General features: G+C 69.9%; 20 protein-coding genes, 2 tRNA genes and 1 pseudogene. 11 read left to right on the forward strand and 12 right to left on the reverse strand.

The window, feature by feature from the left end:
• A pseudogene (locus QM638_RS15030) lies at window positions 1-233 on the forward strand (cation:proton antiporter); the annotation flags it as partial.
• A 37-nt stretch (window positions 234-270) separates the two neighbouring features.
• On the opposite strand, the gene ald reads toward QM638_RS15030, so the two are convergent.
• Window positions 271-1386 (reverse strand): alanine dehydrogenase, encoded by a 1116-nt coding sequence (gene ald, locus QM638_RS15035; RefSeq protein ID WP_415143069.1) that lies wholly within the window; start codon window positions 1384-1386, stop codon window positions 271-273.
• Window positions 1387-1514: 128 nt separating this feature from the next.
• Here ald and QM638_RS15040 point away from each other — a divergent pair, with 128 nt between their 5' ends.
• Complete coding sequence (locus QM638_RS15040; protein WP_415143071.1) at window positions 1515-2066, forward strand: Lrp/AsnC family transcriptional regulator; 552 nt, start codon at window positions 1515-1517, stop codon at window positions 2064-2066.
• Between the two features lie 18 nt (window positions 2067-2084).
• Here QM638_RS15040 and QM638_RS15045 read toward each other — a convergent pair whose 3' ends face one another.
• The 4 genes from QM638_RS15045 to QM638_RS15060 form a co-directional block, all read right to left on the reverse strand.
• Window positions 2085-2420: a hypothetical protein gene (locus QM638_RS15045; RefSeq protein WP_415143073.1), complete on the reverse strand. Its 336-nt coding sequence runs from the start codon at window positions 2418-2420 to the stop codon at window positions 2085-2087.
• A 104-nt stretch (window positions 2421-2524) separates the two neighbouring features.
• Window positions 2525-3208 carry a response regulator gene (locus QM638_RS15050; protein ID WP_415143075.1) on the reverse strand — a complete coding sequence of 228 codons (684 nt, stop codon included), beginning with the start codon at window positions 3206-3208 and terminating at the stop codon, window positions 2525-2527.
• Complete coding sequence (locus tag QM638_RS15055) at window positions 3205-4404, reverse strand: sensor histidine kinase (protein WP_415143077.1); 1200 nt, start codon at window positions 4402-4404, stop codon at window positions 3205-3207. Before QM638_RS15055 ends, QM638_RS15050 begins: the two co-directional genes overlap by 4 nt.
• Before the next feature lie 227 nt (window positions 4405-4631).
• Entirely contained in the window at window positions 4632-5225 is a 594-nt protein-coding gene (locus QM638_RS15060) for a TetR family transcriptional regulator (protein WP_415143079.1), read from the reverse strand.
• 91 nt (window positions 5226-5316) lie between these two features.
• On the opposite strand from QM638_RS15060, the gene QM638_RS15065 reads away from it, so the two are divergent.
• Complete coding sequence (locus QM638_RS15065; RefSeq protein WP_415143081.1) at window positions 5317-6807, forward strand: MFS transporter; 1491 nt, start codon at window positions 5317-5319, stop codon at window positions 6805-6807.
• Between the two features lie 91 nt (window positions 6808-6898).
• Window positions 6899-6972 (forward strand) — tRNA-Lys (locus QM638_RS15070).
• A gap of 102 nt (window positions 6973-7074) precedes the next feature.
• On the opposite strand, the gene QM638_RS15075 is transcribed toward QM638_RS15070, so the two are convergent.
• Entirely contained in the window at window positions 7075-8508 is a 1434-nt protein-coding gene (locus tag QM638_RS15075; protein ID WP_415143083.1) for a GntP family permease, read from the reverse strand.
• 90 nt (window positions 8509-8598) lie between these two features.
• Entirely contained in the window at window positions 8599-9120 is a 522-nt protein-coding gene (locus tag QM638_RS15080) for a LacI family DNA-binding transcriptional regulator (protein WP_415143085.1), read from the reverse strand.
• 165 nt (window positions 9121-9285) lie between these two features.
• On the opposite strand from QM638_RS15080, the gene QM638_RS15085 reads away from it, so the two are divergent.
• Window positions 9286-10452, forward strand: a complete 1167-nt coding sequence (locus QM638_RS15085) for an acyl-CoA dehydrogenase family protein (protein ID WP_415143086.1) — start codon at window positions 9286-9288, stop codon at window positions 10450-10452.
• Here QM638_RS15085 and QM638_RS15090 read toward each other — a convergent pair.
• Window positions 10442-10984 carry a GNAT family N-acetyltransferase gene (locus QM638_RS15090; RefSeq protein WP_415143088.1) on the reverse strand — a complete coding sequence of 181 codons (543 nt, stop codon included), beginning with the start codon at window positions 10982-10984 and terminating at the stop codon, window positions 10442-10444. The genes QM638_RS15085 and QM638_RS15090 overlap by 11 nt on opposite strands.
• A gap of 64 nt (window positions 10985-11048) precedes the next feature.
• Window positions 11049-12506, reverse strand: coding sequence for an NAD(P)/FAD-dependent oxidoreductase (locus QM638_RS15095; protein ID WP_415143090.1), 1458 nt, complete (start codon window positions 12504-12506; stop codon window positions 11049-11051).
• Between the two features lie 360 nt (window positions 12507-12866).
• Between QM638_RS15095 and QM638_RS15100 the strand changes: the two genes are divergently transcribed.
• From QM638_RS15100 to crcB (QM638_RS15115), 4 genes are all read left to right on the forward strand, one after another.
• A complete protein-coding gene (locus QM638_RS15100) occupies window positions 12867-13790 on the forward strand; it encodes an ATP-binding protein (RefSeq protein WP_415143092.1) in 924 nt (307 codons plus the stop codon).
• A gap of 202 nt (window positions 13791-13992) precedes the next feature.
• Window positions 13993-14496, forward strand: coding sequence for a fluoride efflux transporter CrcB (gene crcB / locus QM638_RS15105; protein WP_415143094.1), 504 nt, complete (start codon window positions 13993-13995; stop codon window positions 14494-14496).
• On the forward strand, window positions 14493-14840 hold the full coding sequence (locus tag QM638_RS15110) for a DUF190 domain-containing protein (RefSeq protein WP_415143095.1): 348 nt from the start codon (window positions 14493-14495) through the stop codon (window positions 14838-14840). Before crcB (QM638_RS15105) ends, QM638_RS15110 begins: the two co-directional genes overlap by 4 nt.
• Entirely contained in the window at window positions 14837-15205 is a 369-nt protein-coding gene (gene crcB / locus QM638_RS15115; protein WP_415143097.1) for a fluoride efflux transporter CrcB, read from the forward strand. Before QM638_RS15110 ends, crcB (QM638_RS15115) begins: the two co-directional genes overlap by 4 nt.
• Before the next feature lie 28 nt (window positions 15206-15233).
• Here crcB (QM638_RS15115) and QM638_RS15120 read toward each other — a convergent pair whose 3' ends face one another.
• The 3 genes from QM638_RS15120 to QM638_RS15130 form a co-directional block, all read right to left on the reverse strand.
• On the reverse strand, window positions 15234-15590 hold the full coding sequence (locus tag QM638_RS15120) for a metallopeptidase family protein (RefSeq protein ID WP_415143099.1): 357 nt from the start codon (window positions 15588-15590) through the stop codon (window positions 15234-15236).
• A 266-nt stretch (window positions 15591-15856) separates the two neighbouring features.
• Window positions 15857-15933, reverse strand: a tRNA-Asp gene (locus QM638_RS15125).
• A 120-nt stretch (window positions 15934-16053) separates the two neighbouring features.
• Entirely contained in the window at window positions 16054-17667 is a 1614-nt protein-coding gene (locus tag QM638_RS15130; protein ID WP_415143101.1) for an alpha/beta hydrolase, read from the reverse strand.
• Window positions 17668-17914: 247 nt separating this feature from the next.
• Between QM638_RS15130 and QM638_RS15135 the strand changes: the two genes are divergently transcribed.
• Both QM638_RS15135 and QM638_RS15140 read left to right on the forward strand, forming a co-directional pair.
• On the forward strand, window positions 17915-18247 hold the full coding sequence (locus tag QM638_RS15135; RefSeq protein ID WP_415143103.1) for a hypothetical protein: 333 nt from the start codon (window positions 17915-17917) through the stop codon (window positions 18245-18247).
• 471 nt (window positions 18248-18718) lie between these two features.
• The gene (locus QM638_RS15140; RefSeq protein WP_415143105.1) at window positions 18719-19777 is read left to right on the forward strand and encodes a hypothetical protein; all 1059 of its coding nucleotides are present in this window, start codon (window positions 18719-18721) and stop codon (window positions 19775-19777) included.
• The last annotated feature ends 317 nt before the right edge of the window (window positions 19778-20094 follow it).

The raw sequence follows: 20094 nt of genomic DNA on the forward strand, positions 1-20094 counted from the left end.
CCGGCCGCCGCGCCGGCGTCGGCCGGCCCGGCCGGATCAGGGCCGGCGCCGCGCTGGTGCCGCGTGGCGAGTTCTCGATCATCATCGCCGGCCTGGTGGCCAGCTCGGTGACCGCAAAGCTGGCCCCGACCGCCGCCGCGTACGTGCTGGTGCTCGCCATCGTCGGCCCGTTGGCGCCGCGGTTGGCCGAGCCGTTCGCCAAGCGGCTGGCCCGGCCACGAGCCGGGGCTTGAGCCCCGCGGCGCACGGCGCGTCAGCGCAGGTGCGCCCTCAGGCCAGCACGCTGGCCACGCCGACCGCGTCGATGCCGACGGCCTCGCCGACCGGCCGGTTGGTCAGCTGACCGGCGTAGGTGTTCAGGCCTCCGGCCAGCGCAGCGTCGTCGCGCAGCGCCTGCCGCCAGCCCTTGTTGGCCAACGCGACGGTGTAGGGCAGGGTCGCGTTGGTCAGCGCGTACGTCGAGGTGTTCGGTACGGCGCCCGGCATGTTGGCCACGCAGTAGAACGTCGAGTTGTGCACCCGGTAGGTCGGCTCGGCGTGCGTGGTGGCGTGGCTGTCCTCGAAGCAGCCGCCCTGGTCGATCGCGATGTCGACGAGCACCGAGCCCGGCTTCATCTGGGCGACGAGCTCGTTGCTGACCAGCTTCGGCGCGGCGGCGCCGGGGATCAGCACCGCGCCGATGACCAGGTCGGCCTGACGCACGTGCTCCTCGAGCACCAGCTTGGAGGAGGCCAGCCCGTGGACCTGGTTGTTGTAGCGCCAGAACGACATCCGCAACTTGTCCAGGTTGGTGTCCAGCAGGGTCACGTCGGCGCCCATGCCGAGCGCGATGTTGGCGGCGTTCTGCCCGGAGACACCCGCGCCGATGATCACGACCTTGGCGTTGGCCACGCCGCCGACGCCGCCCATCAGCACCCCGCGACCGCCCTCGGCCTTCATCAGGCAGTGCGCCCCGACCTGCGGCGCCAGACAGCCGGCCACCTCCGACATCGGATACAGCAGCGGCAGTCCGCCGTCGGCCAGCTGCACCGTCTCATAGGCGATGCCGGTGGTCTTCGAGCTCAGCAGCACCTCGGTGAGCGGCTTGTCGGCGGCCAGGTGCAGATAGGTGAACAGGGTGAGGTCCGCACGCAGCCGGTGGTACTCCTCCGCGATCGGCTCCTTCACCTTGAGCACCAACTCCGCCGCACCCCAGGTCTCATCGGCGTTCGGCAGGATCCGCGCGCCGGCGGCGACGTACTCCTCGTCGGTGATCGCGGAGCCGACGCCGGCGCCGGTCTCCACCACCACCTCGTGCCCATGCGCGACCAGCTCGTGCACCCCGATCGGGGTGATCGCCACCCGGTACTCGTGGTTCTTGACTTCCTTGGGTACGCCGACCCGCATGTGTGCCTCCGTGGCAGGGTGATCGCCGGACCGATCGGGCCGGCGGAGTGCTGAGCTCTCCCTGGCATGGTGACGCAGATGTTCGTCCGAGCACCACAGATGCGAACAAAATTCTCTAGGATGCCGCAATGGCATCTCAATCGTCACCGGTGCGCAGTCAGACACCCACCGCATCGAACATGATTCGGCAGTCCGGCAGCGGACTCGAACGCCGCACCGAGACCGCGGTGCGGCTCGACGAGATCGATCACATCCTGCTGCGCGAGCTCTCGCTGGACGCCCGAGTGCCGAACAACGCGCTCGCGGCCAAGGCCGGCATCGCCCCCTCGACCTGCCTCGCCCGGGTGCGCCAGCTACGCGAGAGCGGCGTGATCCGCGGCTTCCACGCCGACGTCGACCAGGCTCTCGCCGGCCGCTCGCTGCAGGCCATCATCGCGGTCCGCATGCAGGGGCACGCCCGTGGTCGGCTCAGCGCCTATCTGCGTCAGCTGGCCGAGCTGCCCGGCGTCCTGAACGTCTTCCTGCTCGGTGGCGCACACGACTTCTTCGTCCACGTCGCGGCACCGGACAGCGACGCCCTGAACGCCTTCGTGGTGGAGAACCTCTCCAGCAACCGCGATGTCGCCCTGACCGAGACGAACCTGATCTTCCAGCACGCGCGATCCCCGCAGTTCAGCTGACCGGGCCGGTCGACATCGTCAGCCCAGCACCAGCGCCAGGCCGACGACGGTGGGCAGCAGGCCCAGCAGCAGCCACGGGCGGAACGGGTTCGTGCGGTGGATGGCGAACCCGGCCGCGACACCGATCACCCCGAACGCGCCGGCGATGATGCACAGCCCGATCCGGGCCGACGGCTGGTCGGGGTCGATCATCACGCCGGCCACCACCAGGCCGATGGCCAGGTGCGCAATGGTGAACACGGCCAACACCGAGAAGACCCACCGCTGCACGTTGGTCAGCGAGGCGTCGTTGACCGGGCGCACCGGGTTGTTCGGGTCCATCAGATGACGGCGGCGCTTCGTCGGCGCACTCATGGTGGTCTCCTGGGGTCGCGATGGCCGGGCGGTCCCGATTATCGGCTCATCGGGGTGGGCGACGGCATTCGACAGCGCCGTGACATCTCCCACCCCGATCTCGCTCAGACCAGCCCGTGCTCGTGGGCGAAGACGACGATCTGCACGCGGTCGCGCAGCCCGAGCTTGCGCAGCAGCGCACCGACGTGGGTCTTGACGGTCGATTCGCTGGCGAAGATCGTGGCGGCGATCTCGCTGTTGGACAGACCCCGCGCGACCGCGCCGAAGACCTCGCGCTCCTTCTCCGTCAACGCGACGTACGCCGGCGGTGGCTCCGCCGGCGTACGGAACTGCTCGTCGAGCAACTGGGCGAGGTCGGCCGGCGCGAGGACCGCGTTACCGGCGTGCACGGTGCGGATGGCGTCGCGCAACTGCCGCGGCGTGGTGTCCTTGAGGAGGAATCCGCTGGCGCCGTACCTGATCGCGGTGGCGGCCCGGTCGTCGAGGTTGAACGTGGTGAGCACGATGACCCTGACGGGTCCGCCCCGTCGGGCGATCCGCTCGGCGGCGAAGATCTGCCGAGTCGCCTCGACGCCGTCCATCTCCGGCATCCGGATGTCCATCAGCACGACATCGGGCGAGAGCTCCTCGACCATCCGGACCGCCTCGACGCCATCACCGGCCGAGCCGACCACATGCATGCCGTCTTGAGCGTCGACGATGATCCGGACGCCCTCGCGAAAGAGGTCCTGATCATCCACCAACAGGACGGTGATGTCATCGGCCGGCCACTGAGACGCCTCGCTCACCGGCTGCCACCCGCCGGGATCCACGCGGTGGCGGCGAAGGTCGTGCCCTCCGGCGAGGCCTTCCGGCGTACGTCGAGGTGACCGCCGACCGCGTCGAGCCGGCGGCGCATCCCGGCGAGTCCGTGGCCGGGCAGGTCCTGGGAGGCCATCGGCTGGGCCTGGTCGGCAGCGACGGGGACGAGATTGGTGACCTCGAGCCGGAGGTCACCGGCGTAGCCGTTCCAGTCTCGCTCCACCATCACCGGCCGGTCCCGGCGACCGTGCTTGAGCGCGTTGGTGAGCATCTCCTGCAGCACCCGGTAGGCGACGGTGTCGATCTCGGGAGGCAGCGGGCGCGGCCTCCCGATCTCATTCACCTCGACCCGATGCCCGCCGGCCCGGAGGCCGGCGATCAGCTCGTCCAGGCCAGCGGTCGTGGCGAACGGCTGACGGGTGCCGGCCAGCACCTGGCGGACGTCCTGCAGCGAGCTGCGCGCGGCGTCGGCGACGGTGGCCATCGTCTGCTTCAGCTTGGTCGCGTCATCGACGAACTGAGCGGACTCGGCCTGCGCCAGGATCACCGCCAGGCTGTGCCCGACCACGTCGTGCACGTCGCGAGCCAGCCGGGCCTGTTCCTCCTGGAGCCGGGCGATCTCCTGGGCCTGCGCGGTCTCGCTCATCGCGCGGGCGGCGTCATCCTCGGCCCGTGCCTTCGAGCGCTCGGAGGACTGGGAACGGGCCAGGAAGCGCAGGGCGATGCCGATCAGCCAGGCGCCGAGGCAGAGCAGGAGGATCACGCTGCCGGAAACCGACCCGATCAAGCCACGGTCGTCGTCCTGGTAGACGCCGAAGTCGTCACCGACCATGAAGAGCCCCAGCAGGCCGATCATCAGACCCGCGCCGGCCGTCGCCGACCGACCCCATCGGGCCGCGCCGAAGACCACCAGCAGGGCGGCGATCTCGACCTGCACGAACGGCGTGTGGAACCCGATGTGCAGGTAGCCGATGACGGCCACGATCACCAACCCGAGAGAGGGCAGGTGCCGGCAGAGCCCGACCGCGACCGGGAGTAGATAGGTGATCACGATCAGGCGCTGCGCGTCGCCGGTCTGGAGTTGCCACGAACCTATCCAGGGCGCCTGCCAGAGCGCGATCGCGAGCACGAGAATCGCCAGCACGACCTCGGGAACCCAGTCGAGCCAGGAGGTCCGCTTCACGGCCACACCTTCCCACGCCGCGCTCACGCCCCACCCTCCCGACCGGCTCGGACGGAGACCGCTGCGGCACGGCACTGGCGCGCCTCGGTGATCTGATGTGCCTCGGTGATCTGAATGGTCATGACGCCAGCCTTCCCACCGAACCGGCCGACCGCCTCCGCCTCAGGTACCGATCGGCCATCCTCGGGTCTGAGGACTCGGCACGACCGGCCACGGCGTCGTACGGCTCAATCCAGCGGCGCTATCGCCGACATCGCGACGTCGAGCACCTCGCCGAGACTCGCGTCCGCGTCGGTGGCCCAGGCGCGCTGGGCCTGTTCCAGACAGGAGATCGCACACGCCACCAGCGCGCCGGCACGCAGCTCGGACTCCCCCGTCGCCTCATCGTCCAGCCGTTCGACCAGCTGCGGCGCGAGCAGCTCCGACCATCGCCGTCGCCATTCCTCCAGCCCCGGGCGAGCGCTCGGCTCGTCGCGCAGCATCAGCTGGATCCTCCTGGCCTGCTCGAGGTTCTCCTGGGGCACCACCACCGCGTCGAAGGCCGCCCGCAGGGCCTGCCACGGCGTCTCGCTCGCCGGACGTGCCGCCAGGGCGGCGGCCACGCGGCCGCCGGATTCGACGAGCCGTTCGGAGACCAGCTCGTCCTTGCCGGAGAAGTAGCGGAAGAAGGTACGGCGGGACATGCCGGCCGCCTCCGCGATCTGATCGACCGTGGTCGCCTCGAACCCCTGGCTGGCGAAGAGCTCCCAGGCGTGCCGGGAGACCTCCTCCCGCACCGCATTGCGGGCCAGGTCTCGCAGGGTCTCGGTTCCGGCTGACATCTCGGTCCGACAGTAGCACTCGTGCCAGAGTTGACACTCTGTGTCACTCTTGGCCTAGAGTGCCGACGAACCGTTCGTGCGAAGGGAACCCATGTCCGAGCCCACTGCCCCCACCACCGCGCCCGGCGCCGAGGCGGCGGACGCCGACAGCCGCAGCCACACCTCGGCCTCGCGCGCCAATCTGGAGCTGCTCTTCGTCGGTCTCGGTGCGCTGGTCGTCTCGCTGAGCCAGTCGGTGCTGGTGCCGGTCCTCGCCGAGCTCCAGAGCGAGTACGGCGAGAGCGCCAACTGGCTGCTGACCTCGACCCTGCTGGTCGCCGCGGTCACGGTGCCGATCATGGGACGTCTCGGCGACATGTTCGGCAAGCGCCGCATGCTGTTGGTGGCGATCGGCGCGCTCACCGTCGGCTCGTTGATCACCGCGCTCTCCGACAGCATCACCTGGCTGATCGTCGGTCGTGCCATCCAGGGGGCCTCGTCGGCGGCGATCCCGCTCGGCATCAGCCTGTTGGCCACCCTGCTCCCCCGCGAACGGGTCGGCTCGGCGGTGGCGCTGATCAGCGCCATGCTCGGCGTGGGCGGCGCCCTCGGGCTGCCGCTGGCCGGCCTGGTCGCCCAGAACGCCGACTGGCACACCCTGTTCTGGATCAACGCCGCGATCGGCGCGGCGGCCTTCGTCGGCATCCTGGCGATCGTCCCGGAGTCCAAGAGCCGCACCGGCGGCCGGGTCGACTTCATCGGCGCGGTCCTGCTCTCGGGCGCACTGGTCTGCCTGATCCTGCCGCTGGAGCAGGGCCACGACTGGGGCTGGTCCTCGGGGCGGGTGTGGCTCCTGTTCGCCGCGGCGGCCGTGCTCTTCGTCGTACTGGCGCTGGCGGAGCTGAGGCGGGATGACCCGCTGGTGGACCTGCGCGCGCTCAAGCGCCGCCCGATCGTGATGACGAACCTCGCCTCGATCTGCTTCGGCTTCGCCCTGTTCGCCTCGTTCATCGGCACCGCCACCTTCGTCGAGGCCGGCACCTGGACCGGCTACGGCTTCGGGTCGAGCCTCTTCGTCGGCGGCCTGACGATGCTGCCCAGCGGCGTCGCGATGCTGCTGCTCTCGCCGGTCGCCGCACGCATCATCGCGCTGCGCGGCGCACCACAGACGCTGGCGCTGGGCGCCGCCATCGTGGCGGTCAGCTGGATCCTGCGGATCACCCTGACCGGCTCGTTGTGGGAGGTCATCCTCGGCGCCACCGTGAGCGGCATCGGCGTCGGGATCGGGTACGCCGCCATGCCGGCCCTGATCAACGCGCACACGCCCCCGCACGAGATCGCCGCGGCGAACGGGCTCAACACCCTGTTCCGCAGCCTGGGCAGCACGCTCGCGACGGCGATCGGCACCAGCATCCTGGCCAGCTCGCTGGTCTATCGCGTCGTCGACGGCCAGGTCGTCGATGCGACCTCCAGCCTGTCGGCGTACCGCTGGCTGTTCGCGGTCTGCGCCGTCGCCTCGGTGCTGGCGGCACTGCTGGTCCTCACCGTGCCGCACCGCAAGGATCCCACCCCGACCGGTGAGCCCGAGCTGGCCAACACCTGAGCCGGGCGTCCCGGGGACCGGCTCGCGCCGGGTCCCAGCGACCCCGACAGGCCGATTCCACCGTGTCCACCACGGCTGGCAGACTGTCCCTGCCCCGTTAGCTCAGCTGGTCAGAGCAGTGGACTTTTAATCCATGGGTCGAGGGTTCGAGCCCCTCACGGGGCACGTCGCATCCCTCGACGCCGCAGCCGCCGAGCACGGGCTCGAGAGCTGAACTCGGATCGACCGATCGCGGCCGAGCAGACGTCCTCGCGCGTGCCGCGGGCACTAGAAGAAGATCGACAAGAAGAGCACCATCGCGAATCCGATGACGCTCACCAGGGTCTGCACCGAGGTGTGGATCTTCACCGCCTGCCCCATCGTCATCCCGAAGGACTCCTTCACCAGCCAGAACCCGGCGTGGTTGACGTAGTTGAGGCCGACCGAGCCGGCACCGATCGCCACCACCACCAACGAGACATACCAACTGCCGTCGGTCGCGACCAGCGGTGCGACGATGCCGGTCGAGGAGACGATGCCGACGGTGGCCGATCCGGTCGAGGCCGAGAGCAGCAGCGCGAGCAGCCAGGCCAGCACGATCGTGTTGACGTGCAGGCTGGATCCCGCGTCGGCCACCGCGTCCCCGATCCCGGAGGCCTTGAGCACACCGTTGAAGGCGCCGCCACCGCCGATGATGAGCAGGATGCCGACGATCGGCTTGAGGCTCTCCGACACCGACCGCCTGATGTCCTCGCCCTCCCGGCCCTGGGCGAAGGCGAGGAAGTAGAGCGCGAAGAGGAAGCCGATGAGCATCGCGATGGTCGGCGCGCCGACCAGCTCGGCGACCTTGTAGATTCCGCTGCCCTCGTCGGCGATCACCTCGACGACCGTGCGGAAGAGCATCAGCACCACGGGTACGGCGATGGCGCACAGCGCAAGCGCCACCGGCACACCCCGGGTCGCGGTGCCCGGGCGCCCGCTCGAGGCCGCCGGCACACCGGCACCGGCGATGGCACCGTGCGGGGCGTCGGCGCGGTGGGTGAACTGCTCGACCAGGGCGGCATCGGGTTCGACGCTGACCCGCGACTCCATGAAGCGGGCGAAGACCGGGCCGGCCAGCAGGATGGTGGGGATCGCGCAGATGAATCCGATGATGATCGTCTTGCCGAGATCGGCGTGCAGGCCGTCGACCGAGACCAGCGGGCCCGGGTGCGGCGGCACCATGCCGTGCAGCGTGGCCAGCGCGGCGACCGTCGGGATGACGAGCATGACGTACGGCGACGGAGCCTCGGGCCGCTCGCGCCGCACCCGTTCGGCGACGCTGAACACCAGTGGCAGCAGCACGATGAGGCCGACCTCGAAGAACATCGGAATCCCGATGACGAACGCCGCGAGCGCCATCATCAGCGGCAGCGTCCTGCTGGTGGAGCGATCGACGATCGCGCCGGCGATCCGCTCGGTCGCGCCCGAGTCCGCCATCAACCGGCCGAGCATGGTGCCGAGCGCGAGGGTCAGACCGACGTCGCCGAGGATGCCACCGGCGCCGTCCTCGATGCTCTCCGCGATGTCGGCGGGTGCCTCACCGGCCGCGATCCCGGTCGCCACCGCGACCACGATCAGGGCCACGAACGGGTGCATCCGGACCTTGGAGTTGATCAGCGCGATCAGTACGGCGATCGCCACCACCAACACCGCGAGCAGATACCAGGTGTGGCCAGTCATCAGTCCTCCTCCGACCTCACGCGCGAGATCGTCTCCGGAATCGGTTCCGGAACCGATTCCGGACGAGTATGTCGGCCGTCACACGTCAGGTCAAGAAGCGGGCACCACCGAACGCCGGTCGGTGACGCGCGCGCCGGTGCCGTCGATGTGCGCCACCAGGTCGTCGACACCGGCGATCACCGCCTGCTCCAGGTCGTCGCCGTACTCCACCACCACACACGGCACCGGAAGCGCCGCCGCCGCACCGACCAGCAGCACACCGTCGACCGTCGTCGCCTGGAACCGGTCCGCCGCGACGGTCTCGGCACCGCGACGTTCGGTGTCGATCAGCACCTGATAGCCGTGGTCGGCGGCGCGCAGGGCGACGACGCGGAGCACCCCCGCGGTGGCGGGATCGTCGAGCGGGACGGAGACCGCCAGGATCCCGACCCGGCCGGTGCGCAGCGCCTGCGCGACCCGGTGGGGGTGGTAGCCCATGTCGGCGGCGATGTCGAGGATCCGAGCGCGGGTGGCAGCACCGACGTCGTCGCGACCGGACAGCGCCCGCGACGCGGTCGCCTTGGCGACGCCCGCGGCACGGGCGACATCGGCGAGTGAGACCCGCTTGACCACTGCACCTCCCGGCCACCTACGCCTCCGGCGGATGTACGACGAGGAGGCTTCTCTTCCCCGAGGATCCCACGCGCCGCCCAGCGCGGCCAGCAACGGCCGTTCGCACCCTCGAGACCGGTGAGGTCGGCCTGGTTGGTAGGACATCCAGGTATTACCGTGGGATCCATGCCCGCGCGCCACGTCGTCGACTCCGAGGAGGCCGCCGATCTGTTGCGGTTGGTCCGCACCATCGCCGCCGAGGAACTCGCCCCGCGCTCGGCGACGGCGGAGGCCGAGGAGAAGTTCCCGCGCGACATCTTCACCATGCTGGGACGGGCCGGATTGCTCGGGCTGCCCTACCCCGAGGAGTACGGCGGCGGTGGTCTCTCCTACGTGAACTATCTGGCGGTCCTCGAGGAGCTCGCCGCGGTCTGGGCGTCGATCGGGGTGGGCGTCTCGGTCCACGCCCTGTCCGCCTATCCGCTGGTCACCGCGGGCACGGAGGAACAGAAGCGGCGCTGGCTCCCGGAGATCCTCGGCGGCGACCTGCTGGGCGCGTACTGCCTCTCCGAGCCGCACGCCGGCTCCGATCCGGCGGCGATGCGCACCCGCGCCGTCCGGGACGGCGACGCGTGGGTGATCACCGGCACCAAGGCCTGGACCACCCACGGCGGGCAAGCCGACTACTACACCGTGATGGCGCGCACCGGCGATGAGCGCGGCGACATCTCCTGCTTCCTGGTGCCGGGAGATGTCGCCGGGCTGCACGCCGACCCGCCCGAGCACAAGATGGGCCTGACCGGATCGGCGACCGCGACCATGCGCTTCGACGGTGTCCGGATCGAGGCCGATCGACTGATCGGCGGCGAGGGCAACGGGCTGAAGCTGGCGCTGGCGGCGCTCGACTCCGGCCGCCTCGGGATCGCCGCCGTCGCCACCGGCCTGGCGCAGGGAGCACTGGACAAGGCGGTCGCCTATGCCCAGCAACGCGAGACGTTCGGCGAGCGGATCATCGATCACCAGGGGCTCGCCTTCCTGCTCGCCGACATGGCCGCCGCGGTCGTGGCCAGCCGCGCGACGCTGCGGTCGGCGGCCCGGCTGAGAGACCTGGGATGTGCCTTCTCCACCGAGGCCTCGGTGGCCAAGCTCGTCTCCACCGACAACGCGATGCGGGTGACCACCGACGCGGTCCAGGTGCTCGGCGGCTACGGCTACACCCGGGACTTCCCGCTGGAGCGCTACATGCGTGAGGCGAAGGTGACGCAGATCTTCGAGGGCACCAACCAGATCCAGCGGATGGTCATCTCCCGCGCCCTGGACCGCAGCCGCGGCGGCGAGATCGTCAGCCGGTGACCGCTATCCAGTAGCGGCGGGTCAGGCCCAGCCCGGACCCGAGGGCCGAGTTGTCCCGGACGTCCTCGAGCAGACCGCCGTTCGCCTCGATCACCGCCGCCGAGGCGGCATTGTCGACGTCGCAGGTGACGAGCACGCGCGAGAGCCCAAGCTCACCGGCCCGGTCGAGCGCCAGAGCCAGGGCACGGGTGGCGTGCCCCTGGCGACGGCGCGAGGGCCGGACCGAATAGCCGATGTGGCCACCGACGTCGAGAAGGAAGTCGTTCAGCGTGTGCCGGATCGCGATGAAGCCGATCAATCCCGCGTCGGCGATCCAACGGTAGTCACAGTGCACCTTGCCGGACGGCAGCGTCGCGGCCGGGTCGGCGTACCGCGCGAACCGGCGTACCAACCGCTCGAGCTCGGCGGCCGACGGCGCGTCGCACCTGGCCTCGACCAGTCCGGACCCGTGCATCTGGCCGGGCTCGAACTCGGCGACCATCTCGGCCCATTCCGGGTAACGGTCGGTGGTCGGAGCGACGAGGGCGGTCACCGGTCAAGCAGACCAGTGACCGCCCACCGCGGACAACCCGATTCTCGCGCCCGACGCCGGCGACTCACGAGGTGGAGGAGGCGACCCCGCGTTCGTGCTCGTCGGTGAGGCGCGCCTCCTCGGCCGCCTGTGCCTCCAGCTCCTTGCGCCGGGCATCGAGCTGACGGTCCATCTCGCCGGGGTCGGAGACGAGTCCGGCGGCACCGCCGTCGATCCGTTCCAGCGCGGAGCGCGCGAAGATCTGCTGCATGGTGGTGGTGCGCTCGGAGCGGTCACGGCCGATGAAGGACATGAGCCAGTGCAGGGTCGCGGTCAACCGGTTGCGGAAGCCGGTCATGTAGGCGAGGTGGACGACCAGCCACATCAGCCAGGCCAGGAAGCCCGACATCTGGATCTTCCCGACGCTCACCACCGCGCGGAAGCGGCTGATGGTGGCCATCGAGCCCTTGTCGAAGTACTTGAAGTCGCCGGGCTCGGGCTTGCCGACGAGCCGGTTCTTGATCGTCTTGGCGGAGTGCTTGGCGCCCTGGATCGCCACCTGGGCGACGCCCGGCAGATGGTTCAGGTCGATCATGTCGCCGACCACGAAGACCTCCGGGTGTCCCGGCAGGGTGAGGTCGGCGTTGACGGCGATCCGGCCCGCCCGGTCGAGCTCGGCGCCGGTCTGCTCCGAGAGCGTCCTGCCGAGCTCGGATGCCTGCACGCCCGCGGCCCAGATCTTCGCGACCGACTCGATCCGCTGGACCTTGCCGTCCTTGAACTTCATCTCCAGGCCGCGCTCGTCCACGGCGGTGACCATGGCTCCGAGGATCACCTCGACGCCGGTCTTCTCCAGCGCCGCCTTGGACTTCTCGCCGAGCTTCTCGCCGAACGGCGGCAGCACCTGCGGTGCGGCGTCGACCAGCACCACCCGGGCCCGCTTGGTGTTGATGTGGCGGAAGTCCCGCTTGAGCGTACGGCGCGCGAGCTCGGCGATCTGCCCGGCCATCTCGACGCCGGTCGGGCCGGCACCGACGACCACGAAGGTGAGCAGGTGGTCGACGTTCTCCCCGCGGGCCGCACCGATCTCGGCGAGCTCGAACGCGCCGAAGACGCGGCCGCGAAGCTCCAGCGCGTCGTCGATGCTCTTCATGCCGGGGGCGAACTCGGCGAACTGGTCGTTGCCGAAGTAGGACTGACCGGCACCGGCGGCGACGATGAGGGAGTCGTACGGCGTGACGGTGGTGCGGCCCAGCAGCTCGGAGGTGACCTGCTTGGCGGTCATGTCGATGGCGGTGACCTCGCCGAGCAGGACCGTCGCGTTCTTCTGCTTCGCGAGGATCTCCCGGGTCGGCGGCGCGATCTCCCCCTGCGACAGGATGCCGGTCGCGACCTGGTAGAGGAGCGGCTGGAAGAGATGGTGGGTGGTCTTCGCGATCACCGTCACCTCGACGTCGGCGCGCTTGAACTCCTTGGCTGCGAAGAGGCCGCCGAACCCGGAGCCGATGATGACGACCCGGTGCTTGCCTGCCTGCGCTGTCATGCCCCTCAACCCTTCCGTTGAGCTTGGTGTCGCGATGCCGTGCCTGAATTAGATCGTTCCATTGACCATTGTGTCCCGTCGAGGCCGTGAGCGGGTAACCAGGCCCTCATCTGTCTTCTCACACCTCCGCCGGGAATACCAGGCGTCGGGGGAACGGTGCCGCCGGACGGCTCGGCGCTCCGGCGGCGAGGCTGCGCCCCGGTGATCGGCTCCCGGAGCGTCGTTCATCTGGTCACATCCATGGTCTACGCACAGCAAGGTGGCGCACAATGCCGATGGAACCATCATCGGTGGACCATGATGTCGGCGAGGCGCAGGCCGGCACCGGAGGACAGCCCGCGGGAGAGCAGAGGAGCATCGGTGTCGCTCAACCGGCCGGCCCTCACCCTGGGGCCCGGAGACGACGGGGCGAAGCGCGCGCGTGACCTCGTCTCCTCGGTGTGTGTGGCGATCGGCCGACCCGAGCTGCGAGAGAGCGCCGAGCTGGGGGTCTCCGAGCTGGTCAGCAACGCGGTGATGCACGGGCGGGACCCGATCGAGGTGCGGGTGCGCGGCACCCGGGTGCATCCCCGGGTCGAGGTCCGCGACGGCTCGGCACAGCGCCCGGTGCCACCGCCGATCGGTGCCGCCACCGATGACGACCTGATGCTCACCTTCGGGCGTGGCCTCTCCCTGGTCTCGCGGGCCAGTGTGGCCTGGGGTGCGGACATCGAGCAGGACGGCAAGGTGGTCTGGTTCTGCCCGGCCGCGGAGCTCTCCGAGGGGCCGGGAGTCGAGGGACGGTTCACCGGGCACGTCGAGGTGCCCGAGCCGCGGACGGACCGAGGCGACCTGGTCGAGATCAGGGTCCTCGACGTACCGCTGGATCTCTTCCGGGGCTTCGCCAATCACTTCCGCGAGCTGCGTCGCGAGGTGCGGCTGCTGGCGGTCGCGCACGCCGAGAACTACCCGCTGGCGGCCACGCTCTCGGACCTGTTCACCGCGCTCGAGCGGCAGCTGCGAGACGGCATCGGGCAGGAGCAGCTGGCCGAGGCGCTGGCGGTCGGTGCCAGCCGGGCCGACGTGGACGTTCGGATCCCACCGTCGGCGGCGGGCACCCTGGGTCGATTCCTCGAGCTGCTCGAGGTGGCCGACGAGTTCTGTCGGCAGGAGCGACTGCTGGCGCTGGCACGCACCCCGGAGCAGGTGCGCTTCCAGCGCTGGTTCCTCGGGGAGTTCCTCGGTCAGGCGGCGGGGGCATCGCCCCGCCCATGGCCGAGCGACAACGGGCACGCGGTGCACTGAACCGCGCGGTCGCGCGGCCTGGCGACATCCTCGGGGCTCGGCCACCGAGCCGGACGCGGATGAGCCGACGGGTCGCGCGACGGGCGAGACGTCCCGGCGGATCATCTAAACTCGGCCGCGATGGCGGTGGGGCTCGCCGAGAACCGTGCTTCGGCACCAACAGTCCCTACTCGAGCCGATCTCGTTGCCAGGCAGGTGCAGCATGTCCCGATCCATGTCGGACCGGCGGGCCGACCCGTCGCCCGACCGGCCGCCCAGGCCGGCCCGGCCGACGTTGGCGGAGCTCGGCCGGGCCCACGCCGATCTGCTGCCGGTGATCGCCGTGGGCGGCGCGCTCGGCAGCCTGGCGCGCTGGGGTCTCGCCGAGGCCTGGCCGCATCGCAGTGGATTCCCGTTCGCGACCTTCGTCACCAACCTCTCCGGGGCGCTGCTGCTGGGCATGTTGATGGCACTGATGCTCGGACCGCTCTCGCACACCCGCTATCTGCGCCCGTTCCTCGGGGTCGGCGTACTCGGGGGCTACACCACCTTCTCCACCTACCAGCTGGAGACCCGTGGCCTGCTCGCCGCCGGCGAGGTCGGCACCGCCGCCCTCTACCTGTTCGGCTCGGTGGCGCTCGGGCTGGTGGCGGTCTTCGCTGGCCTGAGCCTCGGGCGACTGCTGATCCGTGCCAACACCTACCGCAACCGCTTGGAGAACCGATGACCATCGCCGCCGGCCCGGCTCAGCTGACCGTCTACGCCCGGGCCAACGACCGCGTCAATCACCGCCCGCTCACCGTCGAGCTCCTCCGTCGGGCGCACCAGGCCGGGCTCGCCGGGGCGACGGTGCTGGACGGGACCGCCGGCTTCGGCCTGTCCCAGCGGATCCACACCGAGCGGATCCTCTCGCTCAGCGACGACCTGCCCAGCCTGGTGATCCTGGTCGACACCCCTGCGCGGCTGCGGGAGTTCGCCGCCGATGTCGCGGAGCTCGTCGAAGGCCGGCTGATGACCCTGACCGGCGTCGAGGTGATCGACACCGGTCGACCGCCCCGGGCAGACTCGTGACCGCGCTCCTGGTCGTCCTCGGTGGGCTGGTGGGCGCTCCGACACGCTATCTGACCGACCAGTGGGTGCAGACCCGGCGAGACTCGATCGTGCCGTGGGGCACGTTCGTGGTGAACGTGACGGGATCGTTCATCCTGGGGCTGGTCGCGGGGGCGGCGTACGGCGCCGGGCTGCCGTCGTGGGCGCTCACCCTGGTGGGCACCGGCTTCTGCGGCGCGCTCACCACGTTCTCCACCTTCGGCTACGAGACCTGGCGGCTGATCGAGACGGGCAACTATCGGGCCGCGACGTTCAACGTCGTGACGTCGCTCGCCGCCGGACTCGCCGCGAGCGCGCTCGGCTGGGTGATCGGCACGGCGCTGTAGCCGACCCGGGCGAGCGGACCAGCCGCGGTCAGCCCCAGCCGAGCTCGTGCAGCCGCTCCTCGTCGAGGCCGAAGTGGTGTCCGATCTCGTGGACGACGGTGATCCGGACCTCCTCGACGAGCTGCTCCTCGGTCGCACACATCGCCAGCAGCGGCTGGCGGAAGATCAGGATCCGATCCGGCAGGCCGCCCGCCCACAGGTCGTTGCGCTCGGTCATCGCCACACCGTCGTACAACCCCAGCAGGCTCCGCGGCTCCCCCGGTGGCGGCCACTCCTCGACGAGTACGGCGAGGTTGTGCACCTGCGCCGCCAGCTCGGCCGGGATCGAGTCCAGCGCCTGGTCGACCAGTTCGTCGAAACGCTCGGCGTCCATCTCGATGGGCATACGGCCAGTGTGCCGGAGCATCGGTGAACGCTCGCGCGACGCAGGTGGCCCCGACAGGAGGTCAGGCGGCGAGCGTACGTCGGGAGCTCAGGGCCTTTGTCGGGGCGCTCCTCTCCCACCAGTCCGAGGGGTGGTCCTCTTCGAGGATGCACGCGGCGATCTCGACGTCCGTCCGTCAGCGGAGATCGCCACAACGTCGAAGAGCCCCGGAAACGCTCAAGGCCCTCCGGCACTTGCCGGAGGGCCTTGACCCTGACTGCATCAGGTGGCGACCCCGACGGGACTTGAACCCGCGGCCTCCGCCGTGACAGGGCGGCGCGCTAACCAACTGCGCTACGGGGCCTTGGCGCTCCCTGCAGCCGACGTCTCGTTTGCAGGAGCGGTGGAACCATAACCCATCGGGCCACGCCGCATCCAATCGGGGACAGACCGGCCCGACCGGCCCGGAAGATCCCGCCTGGCGTCAGCTTCGCTTGGGGAACAGCGGCCTGTCCGCGGCACAGACCTTGCCCTCCGCGGGCAGGGTGCCGGTCGCGTAGTACCTGTTGTAGGCGGCGGTCACGCAGGAGTTGCCGAGGGCGCCGTGACCCCAGCCGTTCATCAACAGGAACCGGGATCCGTCGAGCAGGGTGGCGAGCCGACGAGCGCCGGAGACCGGGGTAGCCGGGTCGTGGGCGTTGCCGACGATCAGCACCGGGTTCGCGGTGGTCGCCTTGAACGGCCCTCGATAGGCATCGGCGGAGTATCTCGCCGGCCAGTTCGCGCACGCGCTGGAGACCCAGGTCCACAGCGAGCCGAACCACGGCGAACGCCGGTCCTGGCTCCGCCCGGCGTGCCACCAGGCGGCCCGCTTCTTCGGATTGACGGTGTCGGCGCACGCCACCCCGGCGAACCCGTCGCTGAAGGGCACGGTCCTCCGCGCCGCGGTCGGGGCGTAGGGCGCGGCGATCACCTGCTGCGCCATCTTCCGGATGCGGGCAGCGGTGAGTCCCCGCGCCGTGCGGTGTTTGCCAGGCTGCTGGGAGGCTCGCCAGAGCTGGTTCAGGAAGCGTGCGAGGAAGCGGTAGCTGCGGCCGTCGTACATCATCGACAACGTGCCTCCGACCAGATCCTGGTAGCTCAGCCGGTCGCCGCCGTAGCGCAGCCGTCCGTGCTTGGCCCGCCGCGCCAGCGTCCGCCACTTGGCGGTCGCGCCGCCGGCGAAGGCGCACCGCTTCGTCCCGACCCGATCGCACTCGTCGAGTGCGCTGACCAGCGCCTCGTAGGCGCCCCGGGCACTGTTGACCCGGGTGCTGAACGGCCGATTGCGGGTGCTCGCACTGCCGGTGGCCCACTTCACCGGATCGAGCACCCCGTCGACGACGAGTCGGCCGACCCGGTCGGGGAACATCGCCGCATAGGTGGCGCCGAGGTAGGTGCCGTAGGAGATCCCGTAGTAGTTGAGCACCTGATCGCCGACCGCCTGCCGGATCAGGTCCATGTCGCGGGCGGTGTCCGCCGTCGACATGTGCGCCACGATGGCGTTGCCGTCCTTCTGACAGGCCCGGCGCTCCCACTGCGCAGCCGCCCATGCTTGACGTGACTGCTTGACGGTGATCGGGAACGCCAGGCCGGTGGGTATCGGCCGCGTCCCGCGGCAGACGACCTGGCTGTGTGCACCCACGCCACGGGGATCGATCCCGATGACGTCGTACTTCTGCCGGACGGTGCGGCCCAACAGCTGCGCCGCGAACGGAGTGAAGTCCGTCGCGGTGCCCCCGGGGCCACCGGGGTTCACGAACAGCGAGCCGAGCTTCGCGGCCTGGTTCTTCGCCGGGAGCTTGGACAGCGACAACTTGATGGCCGGGCCGGACGGATGGTCGTAGTCCAGCGGCACCGACGCGGTGGCGCACCGCATCCGCCGCCCGTACTCCGGACACTTCGTCCAGTTCAACGTCGGCACCGGCGCGCTCACCTCCGTGGCGGTGCGTACGGCGACCGGCTCGGCGCCGGTGGCCGCGTCGGCCGGCACGACCGCCAGTGCGGTCGTCATCAGGCCTGTCGCCGCGACGAGTCCGGTGAGCGTCCAACCTCGCATGCTGTGCCCCTCCTGTGAAAGCATGAGTCTCGCACCCTATCTGCTTCCACACCCGCTGTGGACCCCCAGCACAGGTCTCGGCCCGGACGAGTCCGAGACCTACCGAGTACGCCTGACGCGACAGTTCTCAAACCCTCCTGAAGCGCTCAGATCCGTGCATACCCGCAGATCACGCGGGGGGACGCGTGCGACCCAACCAGCGGCGAGGGCGTCGGACGCGCCTGCGAACCCGCCGACAGGGAGGCTTGTGCGGGAAGTCGCGACAATTCAAACCCGCCTGACGCCTGCGCAGGTGAAGGACCTACTTGGCCGGCACGCGGCTGGTGAAGGCAAGCATGAACTGGCTAAGCGCTTCGGGATCCACCCGGCGACCGTCAACAAGCACCTGCTGCGCCAGAAGGGCCGGCGGCGTGGCGTCACCAACGAACGGTCCGAGCGCGTCATCGGCTTGTACGTCGACGACGGATACACGATGGAGGAGGTCGGCCGTGAGCTCGAACTCAGCCAGCGAACTGTTGGAAGGATCTTGGAGGGCGCGGGCGTTCCGCGACGTCCGCCAGGCCGCCGCGCACCGAAGTGAAGGTGGGGCTGTCGGTTCCACCCGACAACCCCACCCCGCCGCCGGCACCGAGATGATCCACGAGACAACCCAGACGGTTGACTGATGGCCTCGGTGAAGACGTAGGTCGTCACCGATCGTCACGCGGCAGCTGGTCCCTCTCGTTGCGCTCCATGACGGCCTACCGCGGCTTCCGACTGGCTGTCAGATAGGCCACTTCCGCACCCGGATCGGTGCCGCGGCCACCACTGTCCCGACTGGCTGCCGGGCTGACCGCTGCGCCGAAGACGCCTTGCTGAGGTTCCTGGCAGAAGCATACCTCTCACGGCCGCACCGGCGGCGTGCTGAAGTGCAATGATGTTCGTTAGGACGGCGACGCGCGAAACTGGATAGTCGTAGTCACATTAGACGCTGGTGGCGTTGCAATGCGGTACGCTTATGTCGTTGCCACAGATACACACCGTCGTAGACCGGAGAGGTATGGAGGACTCCATGAAGGTCGTCAAGGACGATTCAGGAATCGTCTCCGAGGCTAGCGCGAAAGTCGTCGAGCCGACGGCGCCGCAGTCGTCGCTTGACGCCGCCAAACTGCTGGCAGAGGAGGCGGGGCGGCGCATCGAGATCCCGATGCGGATGGCGTTCGTGCGCAACGACGATCCGGACACGAAGCCGCCGCTCGCGCGTCTGATCATCGCGGGCGGCCGCGGCGGTGCGGTGCCCTTGAAGCTCTATCTGGCACTGATCTGGCGGTGTTCGGCCGAGCCGTTCGAGACCGACATCCTGGCTCGCCACTGGGCCGAGCTGCTCGGCCTTGAGGAGCCCGCCACCCTCGGCGCCCGCCGGGTGACCCGTGCGCTTGACCTGCTCGCAAAGCTCGACCTGGTGAAGCTCACCAAGCGCCGCGGCGAATCCACGATCGTGCGGTTGCTCGAGGAATCCGGGAGCGGCGCCCCGTACACGCTGCCTTCCACGGCGTACGCACTCGCCGAGACCCCGGAGGAGAAGGCGCTTCACCGCTACTTCAAAGTGCCCCCGCAACTGTGGACGAACGGAGACATCCAGCTGATGTCGGCCGCAGCTTTCGCGATGCTGCTGGTGTTCAGCGCCGAGCGGAACGTGGACGGTCGACGGACCTGGTGGAGCACGGAGCGGTTCCCGCGACTCTTCAACCTCTCCCCCAGCGTCCGCTCGCAGGGAACCGCCGAGCTTGAAGACCGCGGCTTGATATCGGTAAAGAAGCAGCTGGTGACCAATACGCCCGCACCGACGTTTACGCGGCAACGAGTTCGCCACACCTACAAGCTGCGCCGTCATGCCCGCCCCGAGGTGATGATCGAGCAGATGAACCGCGACCGGGAGGCGGCTCGCAAGACAGCTGCGGCCGAAGCAGAGCAAGGCGGCGAGAGCGAACTGAAGCGCATGCTCCGCGAGTACCAGGAGCGCGAGCGCGCCGCGAAGTCGACGAAAGCGAGCGCGAAGAAGTCGGCGAAGCCCAAGAGGACGCTGACGAGGAAGGCGTCTCCGCCGACGTCATCGAGCACCGAGTCGTGATCGGGCTCCGCCGCGACGGAGGTGCATCCTCGCGTTGGGCGGCATGTGTTGCTCGACGTCAAGGACGCGAACCACCAGACCCCCATCGGCGTTCCAGACTCATCGCAACACCGTCACAGCCCACCTCCGCCGCCACGGCGCTCGGCGACCTCGGGGCCTGAGCGAACAACAGACTGCTGAGGCCGTCGCCCTTTACGTCGAGCAGAACCGGACGCTGGAGGAGATCGGCGACAAGTTCGGCGTCAGCCAACGCACCATCGGGCGTGCGATCTCAGCGGCCGGCGTCGCGCGACACGCTCCAGGCCCACGGGCATGCA

The sequence above is a fragment of the Nocardioides sp. genome, from assembly GCF_047606145.1.
Taxonomy (GTDB): Bacteria; Actinomycetota; Actinomycetes; order Propionibacteriales; family Nocardioidaceae; genus Nocardioides.

Bases quoted from the DNA above. Each gene is read 5' to 3' on its own strand.
- crcB (WP_415143094.1), top strand. From the start codon at position 13,993: ATGTCCCGATCCATGTCGGACCGGCGGGCCGACCCGTCGCCCGACCGG.
- QM638_RS15060 (WP_415143079.1), bottom strand. From the start codon at position 5,225: ATGTCAGCCGGAACCGAGACCCTGCGAGACCTGGCCCGCAATGCGGTG.
- QM638_RS15040 (WP_415143071.1), top strand. From the start codon at position 1,515: ATGGCATCTCAATCGTCACCGGTGCGCAGTCAGACACCCACCGCATCG.
- QM638_RS15065 (WP_415143081.1), top strand. From the start codon at position 5,317: ATGTCCGAGCCCACTGCCCCCACCACCGCGCCCGGCGCCGAGGCGGCG.
- QM638_RS15095 (WP_415143090.1), bottom strand. From the start codon at position 12,506: ATGACAGCGCAGGCAGGCAAGCACCGGGTCGTCATCATCGGCTCCGGG.
- QM638_RS15045 (WP_415143073.1), bottom strand. From the start codon at position 2,420: ATGAGTGCGCCGACGAAGCGCCGCCGTCATCTGATGGACCCGAACAAC.
- QM638_RS15140 (WP_415143105.1), top strand. From the start codon at position 18,719: ATGAAGGTCGTCAAGGACGATTCAGGAATCGTCTCCGAGGCTAGCGCG.
- QM638_RS15075 (WP_415143083.1), bottom strand. From the start codon at position 8,508: ATGACTGGCCACACCTGGTATCTGCTCGCGGTGTTGGTGGTGGCGATC.
- QM638_RS15130 (WP_415143101.1), bottom strand. From the start codon at position 17,667: ATGCGAGGTTGGACGCTCACCGGACTCGTCGCGGCGACAGGCCTGATG.
- QM638_RS15085 (WP_415143086.1), top strand. From the start codon at position 9,286: ATGCCCGCGCGCCACGTCGTCGACTCCGAGGAGGCCGCCGATCTGTTG.
- ald (WP_415143069.1), bottom strand. From the start codon at position 1,386: ATGCGGGTCGGCGTACCCAAGGAAGTCAAGAACCACGAGTACCGGGTG.
- QM638_RS15120 (WP_415143099.1), bottom strand. From the start codon at position 15,590: ATGCCCATCGAGATGGACGCCGAGCGTTTCGACGAACTGGTCGACCAG.
- QM638_RS15110 (WP_415143095.1), top strand. From the start codon at position 14,493: ATGACCATCGCCGCCGGCCCGGCTCAGCTGACCGTCTACGCCCGGGCC.